This window comes from Massilimicrobiota sp. mt181, assembly GCF_055420065.1.
The window spans coordinates 69,829-88,510 of the sequence record NZ_JBVAYN010000009.1 but is presented as its reverse complement, the minus strand read 5'-3'; the positions used below and the strand labels follow the sequence as shown (position 1 = coordinate 88,510).

At 30.0% G+C, this 18,682-nt stretch carries 20 protein-coding genes; 18 read left to right on the top strand and 2 right to left on the bottom strand.

What is annotated here, in order from left to right:
• Positions 1–175: 175 nt before the first annotated feature.
• The 6 genes from ACZYT4_RS06930 (at position 176) to ACZYT4_RS06905 (ending at position 5,106) form a co-directional block, all read left to right on the top strand.
• A complete protein-coding gene (locus ACZYT4_RS06930) occupies positions 176–862 on the top strand; it encodes an AzlC family ABC transporter permease (RefSeq protein ID WP_463783933.1) in 687 nt (228 codons plus the stop codon).
• Complete coding sequence (locus tag ACZYT4_RS06925) at positions 855–1,169, top strand: branched-chain amino acid transporter permease (protein WP_463783930.1); 315 nt, start codon at positions 855–857, stop codon at positions 1,167–1,169. Before ACZYT4_RS06930 ends, ACZYT4_RS06925 begins: the two co-directional genes overlap by 8 nt.
• Before the next feature lie 34 nt (positions 1,170–1,203).
• A complete protein-coding gene (locus ACZYT4_RS06920) occupies positions 1,204–1,863 on the top strand; it encodes an SGNH/GDSL hydrolase family protein (RefSeq protein WP_463783929.1) in 660 nt (219 codons plus the stop codon).
• A gap of 1 nt (position 1,864) precedes the next feature.
• Positions 1,865–2,614: an alpha/beta hydrolase gene (locus tag ACZYT4_RS06915; RefSeq protein WP_463783927.1), complete on the top strand. Its 750-nt coding sequence runs from the start codon at positions 1,865–1,867 to the stop codon at positions 2,612–2,614.
• Positions 2,615–2,730: 116 nt separating this feature from the next.
• Positions 2,731–4,554 carry a translational GTPase TypA gene (gene typA, locus ACZYT4_RS06910; protein ID WP_463783925.1) on the top strand — a complete coding sequence of 608 codons (1,824 nt, stop codon included), beginning with the start codon at positions 2,731–2,733 and terminating at the stop codon, positions 4,552–4,554.
• 333 nt (positions 4,555–4,887) lie between these two features.
• A complete protein-coding gene (locus ACZYT4_RS06905; RefSeq protein ID WP_463783923.1) occupies positions 4,888–5,106 on the top strand; it encodes a DUF6465 family protein in 219 nt (72 codons plus the stop codon).
• A 58-nt stretch (positions 5,107–5,164) separates the two neighbouring features.
• On the opposite strand, the gene ACZYT4_RS06900 is transcribed toward ACZYT4_RS06905, so the two are convergent.
• Positions 5,165–5,704: a nitroreductase family protein gene (locus ACZYT4_RS06900; protein ID WP_463783920.1), complete on the bottom strand. Its 540-nt coding sequence runs from the start codon at positions 5,702–5,704 to the stop codon at positions 5,165–5,167.
• A gap of 102 nt (positions 5,705–5,806) precedes the next feature.
• On the opposite strand from ACZYT4_RS06900, the gene ACZYT4_RS06895 reads away from it, so the two are divergent.
• From ACZYT4_RS06895 to ACZYT4_RS06860, 8 genes are all read left to right on the top strand, one after another.
• Complete coding sequence (locus ACZYT4_RS06895) at positions 5,807–7,306, top strand: hypothetical protein (protein WP_463783916.1); 1,500 nt, start codon at positions 5,807–5,809, stop codon at positions 7,304–7,306.
• 9 nt (positions 7,307–7,315) lie between these two features.
• A complete protein-coding gene (locus ACZYT4_RS06890; RefSeq protein WP_463783914.1) occupies positions 7,316–8,368 on the top strand; it encodes a class I SAM-dependent methyltransferase in 1,053 nt (350 codons plus the stop codon).
• Positions 8,369–8,607: 239 nt separating this feature from the next.
• Complete coding sequence (locus tag ACZYT4_RS06885) at positions 8,608–8,877, top strand: phosphocarrier protein HPr (RefSeq protein ID WP_087357145.1); 270 nt, start codon at positions 8,608–8,610, stop codon at positions 8,875–8,877.
• Positions 8,878–9,030: 153 nt separating this feature from the next.
• Positions 9,031–9,318, top strand: coding sequence for an autorepressor SdpR family transcription factor (locus ACZYT4_RS06880; RefSeq protein ID WP_463783909.1), 288 nt, complete (start codon positions 9,031–9,033; stop codon positions 9,316–9,318).
• Positions 9,299–9,925: an SdpI family protein gene (locus tag ACZYT4_RS06875; protein ID WP_463783906.1), complete on the top strand. Its 627-nt coding sequence runs from the start codon at positions 9,299–9,301 to the stop codon at positions 9,923–9,925. Before ACZYT4_RS06880 ends, ACZYT4_RS06875 begins: the two co-directional genes overlap by 20 nt.
• Positions 9,926–9,999: 74 nt before the next feature.
• Positions 10,000–10,728, top strand: coding sequence for an ABC transporter ATP-binding protein (locus ACZYT4_RS06870; RefSeq protein WP_463783902.1), 729 nt, complete (start codon positions 10,000–10,002; stop codon positions 10,726–10,728).
• On the top strand, positions 10,709–12,307 hold the full coding sequence (locus ACZYT4_RS06865; protein WP_463783901.1) for a hypothetical protein: 1,599 nt from the start codon (positions 10,709–10,711) through the stop codon (positions 12,305–12,307). The genes ACZYT4_RS06870 and ACZYT4_RS06865 overlap by 20 nt, the downstream gene beginning before the upstream one ends.
• A gap of 73 nt (positions 12,308–12,380) precedes the next feature.
• Complete coding sequence (locus ACZYT4_RS06860; protein WP_463783899.1) at positions 12,381–13,172, top strand: MurR/RpiR family transcriptional regulator; 792 nt, start codon at positions 12,381–12,383, stop codon at positions 13,170–13,172.
• A 91-nt stretch (positions 13,173–13,263) separates the two neighbouring features.
• Here the strand turns inward: ACZYT4_RS06860 and ACZYT4_RS06855 are convergent, their stop codons facing one another.
• Positions 13,264–14,628 carry a PTS sugar transporter subunit IIC gene (locus ACZYT4_RS06855; protein WP_463783897.1) on the bottom strand — a complete coding sequence of 455 codons (1,365 nt, stop codon included), beginning with the start codon at positions 14,626–14,628 and terminating at the stop codon, positions 13,264–13,266.
• A gap of 283 nt (positions 14,629–14,911) precedes the next feature.
• On the opposite strand from ACZYT4_RS06855, the gene ACZYT4_RS06850 reads away from it, so the two are divergent.
• The 4 genes from ACZYT4_RS06850 (at position 14,912) to ACZYT4_RS06835 (ending at position 18,679) form a co-directional block, all read left to right on the top strand.
• The gene (locus tag ACZYT4_RS06850) at positions 14,912–15,634 is read left to right on the top strand and encodes a glucosamine-6-phosphate deaminase (protein WP_463783895.1); all 723 of its coding nucleotides are present in this window, start codon (positions 14,912–14,914) and stop codon (positions 15,632–15,634) included.
• Positions 15,635–15,682: 48 nt separating this feature from the next.
• Positions 15,683–16,273, top strand: a complete 591-nt coding sequence (locus tag ACZYT4_RS06845) for an RDD family protein (protein WP_463783893.1) — start codon at positions 15,683–15,685, stop codon at positions 16,271–16,273.
• Between the two features lie 234 nt (positions 16,274–16,507).
• On the top strand, positions 16,508–16,729 hold the full coding sequence (locus ACZYT4_RS06840; protein WP_463783889.1) for a hypothetical protein: 222 nt from the start codon (positions 16,508–16,510) through the stop codon (positions 16,727–16,729).
• 384 nt (positions 16,730–17,113) lie between these two features.
• Positions 17,114–18,679 carry a hypothetical protein gene (locus tag ACZYT4_RS06835; protein WP_463783887.1) on the top strand — a complete coding sequence of 522 codons (1,566 nt, stop codon included), beginning with the start codon at positions 17,114–17,116 and terminating at the stop codon, positions 18,677–18,679.
• The last annotated feature ends 3 nt before the right edge of the window (positions 18,680–18,682 follow it).

Sequence of the window (18,682 nt, the reverse complement as noted above, 5' to 3'; positions counted from 1 at the left end):
TGATTGTGCCCTTTTTCTATATCTATGTTTACACAATAAATAGATAGATTATTTATGAAAATGCCAAAAATAGAAATAGATTTTATATTTTTCGATACAAAATGATATATTTATGTTTAACAAAAGAAATGAATAATGATAAAATATTATCCATACAGATTTGGGGGTTGAAGTTATGAAGAAAACGGTTAAAGAGGCTTTTGTTGCTTCCATACCAGTGATGATGGGATATATTGTATTAGGAATGGCATTTGGCATATTATTGGAAAGTAATGGCTATTCATTTTTATATGCACTTTTTATGAGTCTTTTTATCTATGCTGGAAGTATGCAGTTTGTTGCCATTAATTTGCTGGTTTCCGGGGCTTCTATTATCAATACAATCATCATGACGCTTCTAATCAATGCCAGACATCTGGTTTATGGGTTATCAATGATTAAGAAGTTTGAGAATATGGGAGCACTCAAACCCTATATGATTTTTTCATTAACAGATGAAACATATTCACTATTGGTCAGTGCTAAAGCACCAGAAGGGTGTATAGAAAAGTATTATTTGTTTTTTATCTCTTTATTTGATCAATGTTATTGGATTTTAGGAAGTGTGATAGGTGCTCTTATTGGTTCAATGTTAACAATCAATACAACAGGGCTTGATTTTGCGATGACAGCACTCTTTGTTGTGATTGTCGTAGATCAGTATTTGAATTCAACAAAACATCTTTATACATATATTGGGTTTGGTATTAGTATTGTATCTTTATTGATTTTTGGAAGTGAAGCTTTTATTATTCCATCTATGATTGGAATTGTATTCAGTTTGATTTATGTTTATCACAAAGGAGGACAAAATCATGTATGAAATATTATTGATTTGTGTGATAGCCATTATTACATTTATCACAAGAGTTTTACCTTTTTTAGTGTTTAAAAATAAAGCTTATCCTATCATAGAATACTTAGGTGATGTTTTACCTTATGCCATTATGGCAATGCTTGTGGTGTATTGTTTAAGAAGTGTTGATTTATTGAGTGGAAATCATGGTATTTGTGAAATCATAGGTGTTGGAAGTGTTGTTTTATTACATTTATTGAAAAGGAATACACTTTTATCTATTATTGGGGGAACTTTGATTTATATGTTATGTGTTCAAATTATCTTCATATAACTTATGGTATAATGGAAACAGGTAGGTGAAATCTATGAGAGAAAATATGAAATTTGATACAAATATTTATCAATTAAGAGAATCAGTTTTAAAAAGAATGATTCAAATTATTCAACAACAAAGATATGTAGAAGACAATAATATTGTTTTCTATGGAGATTCTATTATTGAGTATTATGATGTCGAACATATTTTTAAAAGTTTAGGGCATGTTTATAATTGTGGTATTGGTGGTATCACTTCAGATATGTTGTTGCATTTTTTAGATGAAGGTGTTATCAAATATCATCCAAGTCAGGTTTACATATTTATTGGAACAAATGATTTGGGTAATACTGTTATGGCGAGTCCAAGAGACATTGCTTTAAATGTGAAAGAAATGGTCGAAATCATTCATTATAATTTGCCTAAATGTCAGATTCATTTAATCAGTCCTATTCCATGTGTGGAAAAGATTCATGGCTATGCATCTATGCATCAGGGACTGAGAAGTAATGATATTTTAAACATGTTGATTTCTGAATATCAAAGAGTTATACCTTATGATTATGTGGATTATATTGATGTCTTTTCAGCGCTCTACGATGAACATCAAAAACTTAGAGAAGATGTTTTTATCGATGGTTTACATATTAATGAGGATGGTTATGCTTTATTGACAGAGGCCATCTCTAAACATTTGAAAGGGGAATAGTATGCAAAAATATTATGAAATACAGACGTCTCAAGGGGTTATGCGTGGCTTTTTTCATGTGCCAGAACAAGAAAAATTTCCTGTCTGTTTAATTTTTCATGGGTTTACTGGACAAAATACAGGGACAAAGTTTTCTTATGTAAAATTATCTCGTTTATTAGAAAAACAAGGCATTGGAACCATTCGTATGGATTTTTTAGGAAGTGGGCAATCTGACTTGGATTTTAGAGATATGACTTTTGAAAATGAGTTATCTTCAGCACTTCTTATTTTAGAAGAAGTTAAGAAAATGGACTGTGTGACAGATATTTATTTATTAGGTCATTCCATGGGTGGAGCTATTGCCAGTGAAGTAGCAAAGAGATTCCCTCAAGATATTTCTAAAATGTGTCTATGGGCACCTGCCTTTAATTTGCCAGAAGCTATTGAATATTTAAAGGGACATGTAGAAGAGGCTCCATTCTATGATCATGGAGGTTTTGAAATCTCTCAGGCATTTGTTGATGACATAACTTCTAGAAATTTGTATCAGGATTTGGACACTTATCAGAACGATTTGATGATTATTCATGGAACAGAAGATACAACAGTTCCTTTTCAAATATCGGAAAAGTATTTAAAAGGATTTGTTAATCCAATTTTTTATCCTATTGAAGGAGCTACTCATAATTATGATAAATTGGAACATATCAATCAGGTTATTCAATTAACATATAATTTTTTAACACAACAAACATCAGAGACAAAATAGTCTCTGTTTTCTTTTTATAATAAATATGCTTATATACACAAAAGAGCAAAGCTTTTTGTATTGTCTTTTCAATGAATTGTGTTATAATCAAAAAGGCAAATAAGGGAGTGAAATAAATGGAAAACATTAGAAATATAGCTATTATTGCTCACGTCGATCATGGTAAAACAACTTTAGTGGATCAGTTATTAAAATTATCTGGAACATTAAAAGATAATGAACAAATTGCAGAAAGAGCAATGGACTCAAATGCCATTGAAAGAGAACGTGGTATTACTATTTTAGCTAAAAATACAGCTATTCATTATAAAAATTATCGTATTAATATTATGGATACACCAGGGCATGCTGACTTTGGTGGAGAAGTTGAACGTATCATGAATATGGTAGATGGTGTTTTATTGGTTGTTGATGCTTATGAAGGAACAATGCCACAGACACGTTTTGTTTTAAAGAAAGCATTAGAAGCAAAGGTAAAACCTATTGTTGTTATTAATAAGGTGGATCGTCCTGTTGTTCGTATTCATGAAGTTATGGATGAAGTTTTAGAATTATTCATGGAATTAGGAGCTGATGATAATCAGTTAGATTTTCCAACTGTCTTTGTTTCAGCATTAATGGGAACATCTAGTTTGGATCCTGATATTTCTACTCAAGTTCCTAATATGGATTGTTTATTTGATATGATTATCAATGAAATTCCAGCACCATTGGTTGATGAAGAAGGTGGATTACAATTCCAGCCTGCTTTACTTGATTATAATGAATATGTAGGACGTATTGGAATTGGACGTATTCAAAGAGGAAAAGTCAAAGTCAATGAAACAGTTGTTTGTTTACGTGCAGATGGGACAAAAACACAATTTAGAATTCAAAAGCTTTTTGGTTTCTTAGGATTACACAGAATTGAGATTGAAGAAGCGAGTGCTGGGGATATTGTTGCGATTGCAGGACTTGCTGATATTGGTGTTGGGGAAACAGTATGCTCAATCGGACATGAAGATCCATTACCATTATTACGTATTGATGAACCAACGATTCAAATGGTTTTTGGAACAAATACGTCGCCATTTGCAGGAAAAGAAGGTAAATTTGTTACAGCAAGTAAAATTGAAGAAAGATTATTTAGAGAAACAAATAAAGATGTATCTTTAAAGATTGAAAGAGTGCCTAATGCAGAAGAATGGATTGTTTCAGGACGTGGAGAATTACATTTATCTATCTTAATTGAAAATATGCGTCGTGAAGGATTTGAATTACAGGTTTCAAAACCAAAAGTTATTATTAAAGAAATAGATGGTGTGAAATGTGAACCATATGAAGAAGTCTTTATTGAAGCTCCAGATGAATGTATTGGAAGTATTATTGAGTCATTAGGATTTAGACGTGGAACATTAGAAAATATGGAATCTGATAGTGGAATGACAAAAGTTCAATATATTATTCCTTCACGTGGCTTGATTGGTTTTATGACAAACTTCTTAACTATGACAAAAGGATATGGAATTATTAACCACTCTTTCTTGGATTATCGACCAATGGAAGGTGCCACTGTTGGAGAAAGACAGTTAGGTGTTCTTATTTCTATTGATACTGGGCAAACAACAGCTTATGCCTTAGGTGGTGTAGAAGATCGTGGTGTTATGTTTGTTGGACCAGGTGTAGAAGTTTATGAAGGTATGATTGTTGGTGAACATAGTCGTGACAATGATTTGGTTGTCAATGTCACAAAAGGAAAACAATTGACAAATACACGTTCTTCAACAAAAGACTCAACAGTTGTTTTAAAGAAACCAAGAGTTTTCAACCTTGAAGCATGCTTGGATTATATTAATGATGATGAACTTGTTGAAGTGACACCAAAGAACATTCGTTTAAGAAAACGTTTATTAACTGAAAACGAAAGAAGAAAAGCATATACAAAAAAGATGAATGGATAAAATCACTCAATGAGTGATTTTTTCTATACTTCATTTTTAATGAAATTATACGAAAGTCTGATTTGATAATCCTATGATGCTAGTACGAAAAGAATATGAAAATATGTTAAATAGGTTTTTCGGTAATAAGTTAAATTGATAAAAAGTGTTTTATATATCAAAATTATGATATTATTTTTCAGTGAATTTACAAATAAATACAAGAAATTCACAAAAAATCCAATAAAAATTTGAGTATTTCTAAAAAAAGTGGTATATTGATGAAGGTAAATGAAGCAATCTATTGCATTGTAAAACGCTTTCATTTATAATAAATATTAAGGAGGGGACGCAGTGAAAATTAAATTACAAGTACAATTTCATAATAAAAACGTTGAAACAACATCTATTGAGAAGTTAGTAAAAGAGGATGTAAAATCAAAAGGTGTGAAGATGACAACTATTGATACATTAGAGGTTTACTATAAACCAGAAGATACTTCAATATATTATGTTGCAACAACAAAAACTGGTGAAGTCGTTGGAAATGATCAACCACTATACATCGGTTAATCTTAATATTACTACATATACCCAAAATAAAAAGAGATTTCTAAATTGAAATCTCTTTTTATTTGACAATATGAATTCTTTCTTGTTTTTTATCTTTGGCAGGTGCGTCCTGATTCATATATCCAATAGCAGCACATCCGACAACCTGATGGTTATGAGGGATACCAAGCTGGCTGAGGACTTCTCTGACCTCATCTACATCTTGTGTGTCACGTAACTGGTTAATCCAGCATGAACCAATATTTAAGCTTGTGGCAGCTAAGAATATATTTTCTAGCATACAACTTCCATCTTCTACGCGTCTAGAGTCGTATTCAGGACCACTTACAATGAGAAGAACAGGAGCATGGTAAGAAAAATGATAAGTATCAGGTTTCTTTTCTCCTCTTTCCTCGTAAACAGTCTTAATAGCATCTGTCAGTTTATCGATATATTCAGGGTTGGTTATCGCAAAGACTTCACATAGCTGTCTATTCATAGCACTAGGGGCTTGAATTGCAGCCTGTAAAATAGCTTGAAGTTCTTCATCTTTAATCATCTCTGATTGATAACTACGACAACTTTTTCTTTGAGCAATCGTTTGTAAAGTTTCGTTCATTTTTTTTCACCTCTTTATTTATATTATAATCTGATTGTTTGAAAAAACAATGATAAAAAGATGAATTTGTGATATACTAGGAACAATTAAGGAGGAATGAATGTGAAGAAATTATTCTTTGGATTAATAGCACTCTTTTTGTTGGTGGGATGTTCCCAAAACCAACAGACAACAGTTTTTATGCTGGAAAATGATCAGAAATTAAGTGCTCTGTACAATTCGGAAGGTGAAAAACTGACTGATTATTTGTATGAATCATATCAGAAAATAGATGGTATTGGTTATATTGTTACAAACAAGGATAAACAAGTTGGATTGATTTCTTTAGAAGGAGAAGAAATTATCAAAATGGGTGAGTATGAAACATTAGAAAGCGTTGGTCAAATGTTTTATGCGACTCAAAAGACAGAAGAAGAGAAAAAAGATGACGAAGAAGTTAAGGAAGAAGAAGTGAAGAATGTTTTTGTATCTGAAAACTTATATGTACTCAATGATGAAGGAAATGTTTTATATCAGGCTGGGGACCAAACTCAAATTATGAAAAGTGGTTTGCCAGTTATCAAACAGGATCAAAATTATATAGTTCTGTATAAAAATGGTGAGGAACTTTATAATGGACAAGATGAAGTTTCATATGCAGATGAATACAGTCATGGACAATCAGCTTTGATTGGTTTTAAAGATAAAAATGAATATTATTATTTTGCAGATGATGAAGACAAAGAAGATTTTCATTTGACTATTAGCAAAGGTCAATATGAGTTTTTAGCACAAAACAATAATGGATGTGTGTTAAATGATGCGAAAACAAAGAGTATGGTTTATGTTGATATTCTTAATAAAAAGTTCTATCAGCATGAGATTGTTATTAAGGATGCTTACTTTGATGATAAAGAAAATATTTTATTAACAGCTGATGATGTCACATACATTTATTCGGTTGGAAATGATCCAATATTGATTAATAGTTATTATTATGATGCTCAAACATATCTGGAAAGAGAACAGAGCATTTATGGTCCACATAATATTTATAAAAGTGGAAAGTTAATAGGGACATTTGAGGAATGCCAGTTATATCCTCAAGTGCAGGAATTATATTTTGAAATTTTCCCTGTATATGTGCGAGATCAGGGATATGTATATTATAATTTTGATAATCAAAAAGTTATTGATCAGACTTATATAGAGGCCAATACTTTTGATAGCTGTGAAACAGCAATTGTGATGGCAAGTGATAAAGGATATTCTTTAATTAATAATCAAGGAGAAATTTTAACAAAAAATATATATTATCGTATGGAGTACATAGGCAGTTCATATTATGCAGTTTATAATGAAAGTGGATTATATGGTATTGTAGATAGTACAGGAGAAGAAATCTTTCCTGTAGAATACACATCTTTACCAGAAACACCAATCATTGAATATGGTGATGAACAGTATTTAATGTTAAATAAAAATGGAAGAAGCTATGTTTATGATATCAATAATGATATGAAAGAAGTCTTTTCTATTGAAGGAGACTTAACATTCCATAAAGAAGGTTATTTATCTAATGGATATCATTATTATACGATTGAAGGAGAAAGCATAGAATAAGGAGTCTATATGGAGTATTTAATTATTTTATTATTAGTATTTATTGCGATTTTATTTTTGATGCAGGTTGTCTTTTTTGAAATCACAAGAAATAAAATGGAAAAGATGAATAATATAAACTGGTTTTTATCTTTAGATAAACCATTTAGCTATAATCGTGTTGGTTATATGGTATTTATATGTTTCTTTTGTTATTTGATTTCATCACCAGCACCTTTGTTTAGTTTGAGTTGGTTTATTTACTTTGTTTTGTTTTTAGCAATGGGGATTGTGGCTGATGCTATAGTTCAATATGCAATCTTATTCTATAGTAAGAAAAGATGTCGTAGACAAATTGAAGATGCACATTTATTACAAAATGAATTACAGAATTTCTCACAAAATTCTGAAGCAGCTAATGATTATACATTATCACCAAAAAGCTTTGATGAAACAGAAGTTTTAAGACAATATTTATCTGCAGAAGATCATTTAGCTATTTTAAGTGCAGATGCTGGAGAGTTTGCGAGTGAATTTCAGCCTGTACCAGAAGCTATGTATGTGGTGGAACCGTATACCGATTCACAATTCGTTCAAAATAAATTTCCATCTGATTCTCCAGTTAAAGTGACAACTCTTACACCTACAGGTAAAATGCCATTTAAAGATGAAAAAATAGATGTTTTGATGTGTGAAAAATGTAACTATGATAAAAATGAAATGAATAGAGTTTTGAAAAAAGGTGGCTATTTTATTGTTGATCAACATGGAACAGCCAACTTAAAGGAATTTATTCAGCTTTATATGCCATTTCGTATGAAAGGGTCTTGGGATGCTGAAAATTGTGCTCAGACTTTAGAAAGTATTGGTATGCGTATTATTCATAAATTTGAAGATTATGGAACAATTCGTTTTCATAGTATTCAAGCTATACATCAATACTTAAAAAAAGTTTCTCCAGATTTAGCTAATGTGAATAAATTTCAGGTCTTCTATTTACAGGCTTTAAAAGATATTAAAGATCACCAATATTTTGAAATGACAACACATGAATTTCTTGTTGTTGCTCAAAAACCATATTAAAAATAAATGAGAAGAAGAATATATCAAAATGTTCTTCTTTTTTCATCTTTATCTAAATATTGGCTTTTTATCAATGCTTTTTTTACTAAAAAATGTTTATAAATGAATTGTAAAAAATCATCAAAACACTTGACAAAAAAATATTATGAAAGCGTATTAAAATCTTTTCAAAATGTATGGAAAAGTAATTGAAATGTGTTATAATAATACTATAAATTTATTAAGGAGGAGTCAATAAGATGGCAGAAAAATTATCTTTCGTAGTTTCAGATCCAGTTGGATTACATGCTAGACCTGCAACTATCTTAGTCAACCAAGCTAGCAAATTTACTAGCAATATTAAATTATGTTACAATGGTAAAGAAGTTAATTTGAAGTCAATTATGGGAGTTATGTCTTTAGGTGTTCCTACTAAAGCTACTGTAGAAATCGTAGCTGAAGGTGACGATGAAAAAGATGTAATCGCATCAATTGCTAAAGTTATTAAAGAACAAAAAGTTGCTGAATAATAGTTAAGCATCAAATACATTGAAAGGTTATTGGAAATAAACTTTAAAAGTTGAATTTCTAATAACCTTTTTGTTTTGATTGACAATAGATAAGCATATGATACAATAAAATTAGATATTTAGATAAATATCTAAATAAAAGGAGGGAGATTTATGGGTGATGCATTTAAAGCATTAAGTGATCCTACGAGAAGAAAGATTCTTGAATTATTACAGGAGAAGCCTTTAAATGCTGGAGAGATAGCTGATTGTTTTCAGATGACGAAACCATCTATATCTCATCATTTATCAATTTTAAAGGCAGCAGGATTGATTGTTGATGAAAGACAGGGACAAAATATTGTTTATAGTATTGATATGTCTGTTTTTCAGGATGTCATGAAATGGTTTTTGAATTTTATAGATATCGGGGGAATAAAAAATGAGGTTGAAGATTTATGATATATTTCTATGGCTATCTATATGTCTTTTTGTGATGACTATTTTCTTTATGCCACAAATCATACCCATTCATTGGACAACGAAATGGCAGGTTGATTGTTATGGAAGTCGTTATTGGATGCTCATTTTCGCTTTTTTACCAATCGTTGTTTATTATGGCATGAGTTTGATGAAAAGTATTGACCCTAAACAAGAAAATTTAATGAGAAAAGAAAAAATATATCATATTTTTCAATATGGATTAACCACTTTCTTTATTATTTTGGCTTTCTTTTTTGAATACATGATTATTTTTCCTGGAGATGGTGAAAATTTTGTTTTATTGATGATAGCTTTCTTGTTTATTGGTATAGGAAACTATTTTCCTAAAATACCTCAAAATTACTTTTTAGGAATCAAGACGCCTTGGACACTGGCAAGTTCTTTTGTTTGGGACAAGACACATAGAATAGCTGGCTATTGTTTTGTGTTATTGGGACTCATGATTGCGATAGGAACATTATTACAGGCTAAGAATATATATATCCTGATTATCGTAGGTGCAATAGGTATAACAATTGGATTATATATATATTCTTATTATCTTTTTTATAAAGATATTGACTGATATATAATTTAATTATAAAATAATAATATAAAATAATTTAAGTAATTATTTTATAGAAAGAGAGGATATATGATATGTTAAAGATTGAACATCTCACAAAGAAGTATGATCAGTATAAAGCAGTTGATGATTTATCACTGCATATAGAAAGAGGTCATATTTATGGTTTTATTGGTCATAATGGTGCAGGGAAAACAACGACATTAAAAGCGGTCGTAGGCATCTTACCTTTTGATGAGGGTGAAATCATTATTGATGGAAAATCAATGAAGAGTCATGCATTAGAATGTAAGCAAATTATGGCTTATATTCCTGATAATCCAGATTTATATGAATACTTAACAGGTATTCAATACTTAAACTTTGTTGCTGATGTTTATCAGGTTTCAAAGGAAGAAAGAGAAAAACGTATTTCAAAATATGGAGATCTTTTTGATCTAACAAGTGACTTGGCACAACCTATTAGTGCTTATTCACATGGGATGAAACAGAAGTTAGCGATTATTGCGGCATTTATTCATCAGCCACAATTGATTATTATGGATGAACCTTTTGTAGGATTAGATCCTAAAGCTTCCCATTTATTAAAACAGTTAATGAGAGAACATTGTGATCAAGGTGGAGCTATTTTCTTTTCAACACATGTCTTAGAAGTTGCTGAGAAACTTTGTGATCGCATTGCTATTATTAAACAAGGTAAGCTCATTGTCAGTGGGAAAACACAGGATATTATTGGTGATGAATCCTTAGAAGATGTTTTCTTGGAACTGGAGGATGATGACGATGCTGAAGACACTCATTAAAATAAGATTACAAGGTATTTTATTAAGACAAACAACAAGTTCTAAGAAAAAAGGAAGTAGTGTTGGGAAATTTATTTTATATGGTTTATTGTTTGCTTATATAGGTGTTGTGTTTATTGGTATGTTTGGTATGATGTTCTATACTGTGATAGAACCTCTTCAAATGATGGGTATTGAATGGCTCTATTTTGCTTTAATGGCTTTATTTATCGTTGTGTTTTGTTTTATTGGAAGTATCTTTTTAACGCACCATGAAATCTATGAAGCCAAAGATAATGAGTTATTACTCTCTATGCCAATCAAAAATAGAGATGTCTTATTAAGTCGAGTTTTTACAATTTTGATTTTAAATTATGTATACGAAACACTTATTGCTTTACCTGCATTTTATATTTATATCACAAATGTCGGTATGAATTTAATTGAAATTCTTATGTTTATTGGTGTTTGTTTGACATTACCATTATTTGTATTAGCTATATCTTGTTTATTTAGCTGGATATTAGCACATGTGCTAGTAAAGATTCATCGTTTTAAAACAATAATCTCTGTTGTTTTATTTGTAGGAGCATTTGGTTTATATATGTATGCAGTGAATTCTATTCAAACATATATGACATGGCTCTTAGAAAACGGAAAGACAATAGCAGAAGCTATTGAAAGTTCAATGTTTCCACTGTATCATTTGAGTCTGGCATTAAGTGAAGGCAATGTGATAAGCTTTATCATTTATTTGTTATGTGCAGTGATTCCATTTGTGATTGCTATTTATATTCTTTCTGTTAATTTCATTAAAATGGCCACAACAAAACCTAAAGTCAAAAAGGCAATTTATAAAGCGAAACCAATGAAACAGAATTCTTTATTTAAAGCCTTAATTATAAGAGAAGTGAAACATTTTACATCTAATGCCATGGTTATGCTCAATGGAGCGATGGGAATTGTTTTATGTGTCATTGCAGCTGTCTTTATTCTTTTTTACAAGGATGAAGTTCATATGATTATAACGCAATTGCCTCAAATTAGAGAATTTGTAACACCAATTCTTTGCATAATTGTGATTGGAACATCATCATTAAATATGATTAGTGCTTCCTCTATATCATTAGAAGGTGATCGTTTTTGGATTATCAAATCATTACCTATTGCATCTAAAGATATTTTAAATGCCAAATTAGCAATGCATTTCTTGTTATGCGTACCAGCAGGACTTTTATTATCATTAGTTTTGATTTTTGTGACAGGAATAGGCTTGTTTGATAGTCTTATTGTATTAGTTGTTCCAATATTGTTTACATTATTAATTGATTTCTTAGGTTTAATTTTAAACTTATGGAGACCTAAGTTTGACTGGGTTAATGAGACAGTTTGTGTTAAACAAAGTTTACCTGTAACACTTACCATGTTTATTTCAATGGGAATAGCTATTTTGTTAGTGATGGTTTATGCTATGTTATTAGTAGATATCATGTCTATTACAGTGTATATGTATAGTGTGATTGTTGCTGTTATTATCATAGATGTTGTTCTCTATAACATGATTCATACCTGGGGTATACAACAATTTGAACGTATTTAAAAGCTCTTTTGAATAAAAGAGCTTTTTACATATTTATAATTAGTGTATAATAAGAAAAAGTGAGTGATGTCATATGTTTAATTTAATGATTATTTTATCGTCAATGATTAATAGTGAACCTTTTGGAAGTAATAATTATAAAATTGCTAAATATATTATTGAAAACATAGAAGATTTAGAAGATTGTTCAGTATCCCAACTGGCCAAAAATTGCTATGTCTCTAATTCAAGTATTTCTAGATTTTGTAGAGATATAGGGATGAGTGATTTTAACGCACTTAAAAACCAAATTGCGAAATTTGGTGTCAGTCATGAAACAATGAAAGAAAAATATGAATTTAAAGATTATGATTCCAATCAACCAATGAAATCTTATATAAAGAGTGTTATAGAAAACTTAAAACTTGTTTTGCTGAGTGTAGATGAAGAATCTATTCAAAAACTTGTCAAGGATATTTCACAATATCATAAAGTTGCGGCTTTTGGTTATCGTCAATCAGAGAATGTGGCTTTGAATTTACAATATGATTTACAGACGAGTGGTAAACATATATTTACATGTATTAAATTTATAGAACAGGCGGAATATATGGAACATGCTAATCAGGATCATTTGATCATTATCTTTTCTGATACGGGTACTTATTTTGAGCGTGTTTTTGAACGTACAAAACCTTTTAAAAATGTAAAAACAAAACCTAAGATTTATATGATTACATCAAATCGAGATTTAAAGATTCATTATGTAGATGAATACATTTATTATCATAGTCGTCATGATTATGCTAGTCATCCATATCCTTTGATGGTTATATCAGATGTTATATGTGTTGAATATGCGCACATGAAAAAGATACCTCATTAATTTTAAGATGCTTTTGCCTTGATGAAGTATCTTTTTTTTACTGATTATTGATGATAAATCATAGATGTGTGTGAGTTTATTCTCTATCTTCTTAATCAGTTGCTGTTTCTTCTTCTAATTTTTGTTTTTCTGTTAATTTAAAGAATGGATAATATAAAGCTATATCAATAATGATTAAGACTATAACCATAATACCAGCTTTGATATCCATACATCCAAGAGCTGCTCCCAAAGGTGCAGGTGTTGTCCATGGTGTTTCAATAACTCCTTTTCCAACAATATGGAATGCCATACAGCTGTATGCAATGATGGAATTGACCACTGGAACAAAAATAAATGGGATCATCATTAATGGATTTAATACCATTGGTAATCCAAAGATAATAGGTTCATTAATATTGAAAATAGCAGGACCAATAGATAATTTTCCAAGCGTTTTTAATTCAACAGATTTAGATCTTAGTAAAAGGATACATAGACCTAATGTTGAACCTCCACCACCCAAAGTAATAACATATGACCAGAATGGTTGTGTAAAGAAATGAACGATTGGTTCATTATTGGAAAAGGCAGTAATATTTTCAATAAGATACATATTCTGGAATGGTAATCTGATTGGTTGCGTAATACTTGCACCATGTAATCCAAAGAACCAGAATACTTGTGAAAGAATAGTGATCAAGCAAATACCAACCAGTGAATCTAGTCCAGAAATAGCCGGAGCTAAAATTGTCATAATTGTACTTGGTAATAATTCTCCACTAAAACTTTGAATTCCTAAAGAGATTGCATAGAAAATAATGACACAAACAAATAATGGCATAATAGCATCAAATGAAGAAGCAATTGCAGGTGGAACACCTTCTGGCATCTTGAAACGAATGTCTTTCTTCAACATGAAATGCATAATCTCAACGCAGCCTATAGATACGAGAATAGCAGTAAATATTCCTTTGGCATCTAGATATGTGGTAGGAATATACATGCTTGCAGAAGCAAGTATCTCTTCAGCAGTGGTACCTTCAGTGATGGCTGATGCTGCAACAGCAGATATAGATGGTGCACTCACAATTAAAAAAACAGCAGTTGATACAACAGCAGCGTTTAATGTTGGCATATCATATCTTTTAGCAAGATGATATGAAATTGAAAATGCGATGAAAAGTCCCATTAATGCCATTGTCATATTATATGGAACTTGGAGAGCTACTTTATAAGTTTGAGCCCAATTGTACCACCCCATTAACATATCAGTGAAAAATCCCCACTGAGGTAATGTATCTGGAGTAAATGGTGGTGTAGAAATAATTAAGCAAACACCGCCTAAAATAGATAGCGGGATAGCGACGACCATACCATCACGAATAGCACCAAGATGTCTTTGATTTCCAAGCTTTGTAGCGATAGGCATTAGTGTGCGTTCCGCTAAATCATTAAATTTTTCCATGATATTCATAGAATTTCCTCCCTTCTTAAAGCTATTATAGAGAGAGATTAAAAACGCAAACAATACAATTCCAAATAATAGAAAAAAATACCAAATTGTGGAAAAGTGTTGTTTTATAGAAAGTAATATTATAAAATAACTATTTAAGCGTTTACACAGGTGAGTATTATGATACAAAAAAATTATTAAATCATCTTGACAGAGCAAACTATACCTTTATAATGAAATGTGTGTGAGTTATATTCTCTTTCTATTGATGATAAACAAGAAAATGAAATCAAGGAGAAAGAGTATGAAATTAATTATTGAAGAAAATGAACAAAAAATGAGTGAAAGTGCAATGCACATTCTTTTAGGAGCAATGATGCAAGATAAACGCGTTAATATTTCATTAACAAGTGGTCGTTCTCCAAAAACTTTGTATCAGATGATGATTCCTGAAGTGAAAGATCAAGAGAAATTCAAAGATGTTGAATATTATCTTTTTGATGAAGCACCATACATCAATGAAGATAAACCTGGTCCAAACTGGACAGAAATGCAGGAATTATTCTTTAAGGATGCACATATCCCTGATGAAAAAATCCATATTACGACAATGGATAACTGGGAAACGTATGATCAGGAAATACGTGATGCAGGTGGCATTGATGTTATGCTTATTGGTTTAGGTTTTGATGGACATTTTTGTAGTAATTGTCCTAGGTGTACACCTATGGATAGTTATACTTACAAGATGGATAGAAAAACAAAAAATGCTGTTAATCCAGGTTATCCAGAAAAACCAGATCTACCATATACATTAACTATGGGGCCAAAAAGTTTAATGCGTGTTAAACATTTGGTTATGATTGTTAATGGAAAGCACAAAGCAGAAATTTTAAAACAGGTACTAGATTCACCAATTACTGATGAATTACCTGCAACAGTTTTAAAATTGCATCCAAACTTTACTGTTATTTGTGATAAAGATGCTGCATCTTTATTGAATATGGAAGATTATAAGAGACTTTAAGATAGTGAAATTTCACTATCTTTACTTTTTTAAGGAGTTTAGTAAGTTATGTCAAAGAAAAAGAATAGAAATCAAAGGACGAAAAAGCATAAAATTTCTCAATATGATGTAATTCATGTGAGAATGAAACGCCTTTTTGCGATGATTATTGATTGGTATATTGCTCAAATGATTGCTGTTATACCAGTGACTTTTTATTTTCGCAGGGGCAATAGTTTAAAGCCAGAGATGTTTCAATTGGAAAATTATGATTTTCAGATAGGATTGTTTTTAGGAATATTTGGAATAGGAGTAGGTATATTGTATTATATTGTGATTCCAATATGTTTATGGAGAGGACAGACTTTAGGTAAAAAAATTTGTAAAATAAGAATTGCTGATATTTCTGGTGGAAATGTCACACCATTAGCTATTGTCAAAAGAGAATTGATTGGATCAACATTTTTAGAAGGTGGAATCATTATTATAGCTGTATATATGCGACGTTTACTACCTTTATTTGGATTGTCAATATTGGTTGATCCATGGAAATATCTTGCTTATGCATTAACGCTGGCGTCTATTATCTATGCATTTTTTCAACCATTATCACAATCATTTCATGATAAACTAGCACATACTATTGTTATTGAAAAATAATAACAAGTCATATTATATCATTAAAGTATAATATATTTTTTATTTACTAAATAACAATACTTAAAAAGCATGATTGATATTTGTATATATCAAATCATGTTTTTTTTATGGGATTTTTTTTAAACGATTATCTTATAAATTGAAAGGAGTGAAAAAAATCTAAGAACCTTGATAATTGAATAAAGTGAGATATTTTTAGAGTCATTTTACTTTATAGATAAGGAGTGGATTAGTATGAAAGAACAAATGTGTAAAAATTGTAATTATTCTATTCAAGGATATGACAAAAAATATTATTGTACAAATAATAATTATTATAGAGTCAATCCTAGAGCTCATTGTACTCAATATTTAGAAAAAGAAGACAAGCAAGATTTTTCACTTGCTTTTTATGAAGCTATATTTTTATTAGGAATTATTTTTGGAATTATACAGATTATAAATATGTTGATATAAAGGATGGTGGTTAGAAAGAATGAGAATAAATATTAAAAAATGTATAGAAAGATTGAAGAAATATAAACAGTTTTACATAGTAGGAATAAATGAATATGACATGCCATGAAGAAAAAATATGTAAATGTTGTTGCAATTATAAACATGGACAAAAAGATTCGAGATGCCAATTATCAAAGAAACGTATTACACCCTATAACTTTTGTGAGTATTTCAAATATAATCCCTATCTAAAAAATAAATGAAAGTTAATATTTTATGATACAAAATCACATGTTAATTATTTATACAAAATGGGATATATTGAAAACAGTTGTCTTATGAATTAAAGGAGGTGTGATGAAATAGACTGGAATGTTTATAATAATCAGTCTTTGAACAATTATGAGTATTATTGTATTTATTATTTCAATTATCTTTTTAGTATTTTTTATTATACTGATGTTTGATTTTATAAATAGTTTAATAAATGCTTTAGCTATTTATATTCAAGCTGTTATTGAAAATATTCATTTTATCAATTATGAGTGGGTGAATAAAGATGGTGAACCAGTAAAGAGAAATTACTTCTTTGGACCTTGCTATCAACAATTAAAAGATATTATAGAGGAAGGACATTTACTCATGAATGAAGATAGAAAGGAAAGATTAAGAAAAATTGATGAAAAATCAGATTGCGATTCTTTCTTTGGATCAGTAAGATATATTGCTGGTTTTGCGATTGTTCCAGAAATGATATTTCTAGATCTTGCTTTGACTTTATTAATGATCTGTATTTTAGGAGGTTCATGTTTCATTATTCAAAGTCTTATATTTATACTCTATATGATTATAAGAATCATTGATCAATTTTATTATATCTTCAAAGATATAAATAATGATTGTCCACAATGTAAAAAACAATTTTTAATTCCTGCATATATTTGTCCGCATTGCCATAGGTTACATAAAAAACTTGTTCCTGGAATTTATGGAATATTACATCATAAATGTGAATGTGGCGAATTGCTACCTTCAACATTTTTTACAGGAAGAAATCATTTGGATGCATATTGCCCATATTGTGAAGAAAGATTACATGTGACAGGAACAAAATCGGTTCTTATTCAGCTTGTAGGAGCTCCTAATACAGGAAAAACTGTTTTTCTTGCAAGTTATTTCCATGAGTATTTTGAGAAGATAAAACAAAATAAAAATATTACACATACAATGAATCAACATGAAAAATCCCAATTCCAAGAATTAGAACAATATTTTCAAGGTTTATTGCCTGATGCAACAACAGATTTCAATTCAAAATTATATTCTTGTATTGTATCGGGAAATGGTATAGAGCCGCAAAGAAAATTTGGTATGTATGATATTGGTGGAGAAATATTTGGGTTTACAAATAACAGTCATGAAATAGTACAAGAGCAATTGAAATATTGTAATGGAATTATTTTGCTAATAGATCCTTTGTCTAGTTATTTATTTCGACAAGAATGTATAAATGATGGAATTGATATTAAAAATTATTGTCAAATGGAAGGAGAAGAAGCGACAACAAACTTTATTAACTATTTAATATCCATAAATGCTTTACAGCTAAATAAAAAATCTCATAAACCATTATCTATTGTTCTTACCAAAGCAGATATAAAAATCATAAAACAGAAGATAGGTCCAGCCAAAATCAAAGCTCTATATAGAAATAAATCTCATGCAGAGACTTATGATCAGTTAAGAGATGAAATGATTATAGAATTTTTAAATGAATATGGTATGGGAAATATTGTTTCATTAATAGAAAATTATTTTACAAATGTACATTATTTTTGTGTAAGTGCTATAGGACATGAACCTAATAGAGAAGTATTTCATCCATTTGGTATTCAAGAATGTGTAGAATGGATGATTAAAGAAACAGATTATCAATATTATAAGGCCATTAATAACAAGGAGGTCTAGATA

What these genes read in the sequence shown, in the direction of transcription:
- ACZYT4_RS06930 (WP_463783933.1), top strand. Translation starts at nt 176, where the DNA reads ATGAAGAAAACGGTTAAAGAGGCTTTTGTTGCTTCCATACCAGTGATG.
- ACZYT4_RS06925 (WP_463783930.1), top strand. Translation starts at nt 855, where the DNA reads ATGTATGAAATATTATTGATTTGTGTGATAGCCATTATTACATTTATC.
- ACZYT4_RS06920 (WP_463783929.1), top strand. Translation starts at nt 1,204, where the DNA reads ATGAGAGAAAATATGAAATTTGATACAAATATTTATCAATTAAGAGAA.
- ACZYT4_RS06915 (WP_463783927.1), top strand. Translation starts at nt 1,865, where the DNA reads ATGCAAAAATATTATGAAATACAGACGTCTCAAGGGGTTATGCGTGGC.
- typA (WP_463783925.1), top strand. Translation starts at nt 2,731, where the DNA reads ATGGAAAACATTAGAAATATAGCTATTATTGCTCACGTCGATCATGGT.
- ACZYT4_RS06900 (WP_463783920.1), bottom strand. Translation starts at nt 5,704, where the DNA reads ATGAACGAAACTTTACAAACGATTGCTCAAAGAAAAAGTTGTCGTAGT.
- ACZYT4_RS06890 (WP_463783914.1), top strand. Translation starts at nt 7,316, where the DNA reads ATGGAGTATTTAATTATTTTATTATTAGTATTTATTGCGATTTTATTT.
- ACZYT4_RS06885 (WP_087357145.1), top strand. Translation starts at nt 8,608, where the DNA reads ATGGCAGAAAAATTATCTTTCGTAGTTTCAGATCCAGTTGGATTACAT.
- ACZYT4_RS06880 (WP_463783909.1), top strand. Translation starts at nt 9,031, where the DNA reads ATGGGTGATGCATTTAAAGCATTAAGTGATCCTACGAGAAGAAAGATT.
- ACZYT4_RS06875 (WP_463783906.1), top strand. Translation starts at nt 9,299, where the DNA reads ATGAGGTTGAAGATTTATGATATATTTCTATGGCTATCTATATGTCTT.
- ACZYT4_RS06870 (WP_463783902.1), top strand. Translation starts at nt 10,000, where the DNA reads ATGTTAAAGATTGAACATCTCACAAAGAAGTATGATCAGTATAAAGCA.
- ACZYT4_RS06865 (WP_463783901.1), top strand. Translation starts at nt 10,709, where the DNA reads ATGCTGAAGACACTCATTAAAATAAGATTACAAGGTATTTTATTAAGA.
- ACZYT4_RS06860 (WP_463783899.1), top strand. Translation starts at nt 12,381, where the DNA reads ATGTTTAATTTAATGATTATTTTATCGTCAATGATTAATAGTGAACCT.
- ACZYT4_RS06855 (WP_463783897.1), bottom strand. Translation starts at nt 14,628, where the DNA reads ATGAATATCATGGAAAAATTTAATGATTTAGCGGAACGCACACTAATG.
- ACZYT4_RS06850 (WP_463783895.1), top strand. Translation starts at nt 14,912, where the DNA reads ATGAAATTAATTATTGAAGAAAATGAACAAAAAATGAGTGAAAGTGCA.
- ACZYT4_RS06845 (WP_463783893.1), top strand. Translation starts at nt 15,683, where the DNA reads ATGTCAAAGAAAAAGAATAGAAATCAAAGGACGAAAAAGCATAAAATT.
- ACZYT4_RS06840 (WP_463783889.1), top strand. Translation starts at nt 16,508, where the DNA reads ATGAAAGAACAAATGTGTAAAAATTGTAATTATTCTATTCAAGGATAT.
- ACZYT4_RS06835 (WP_463783887.1), top strand. Translation starts at nt 17,114, where the DNA reads ATGAGTATTATTGTATTTATTATTTCAATTATCTTTTTAGTATTTTTT.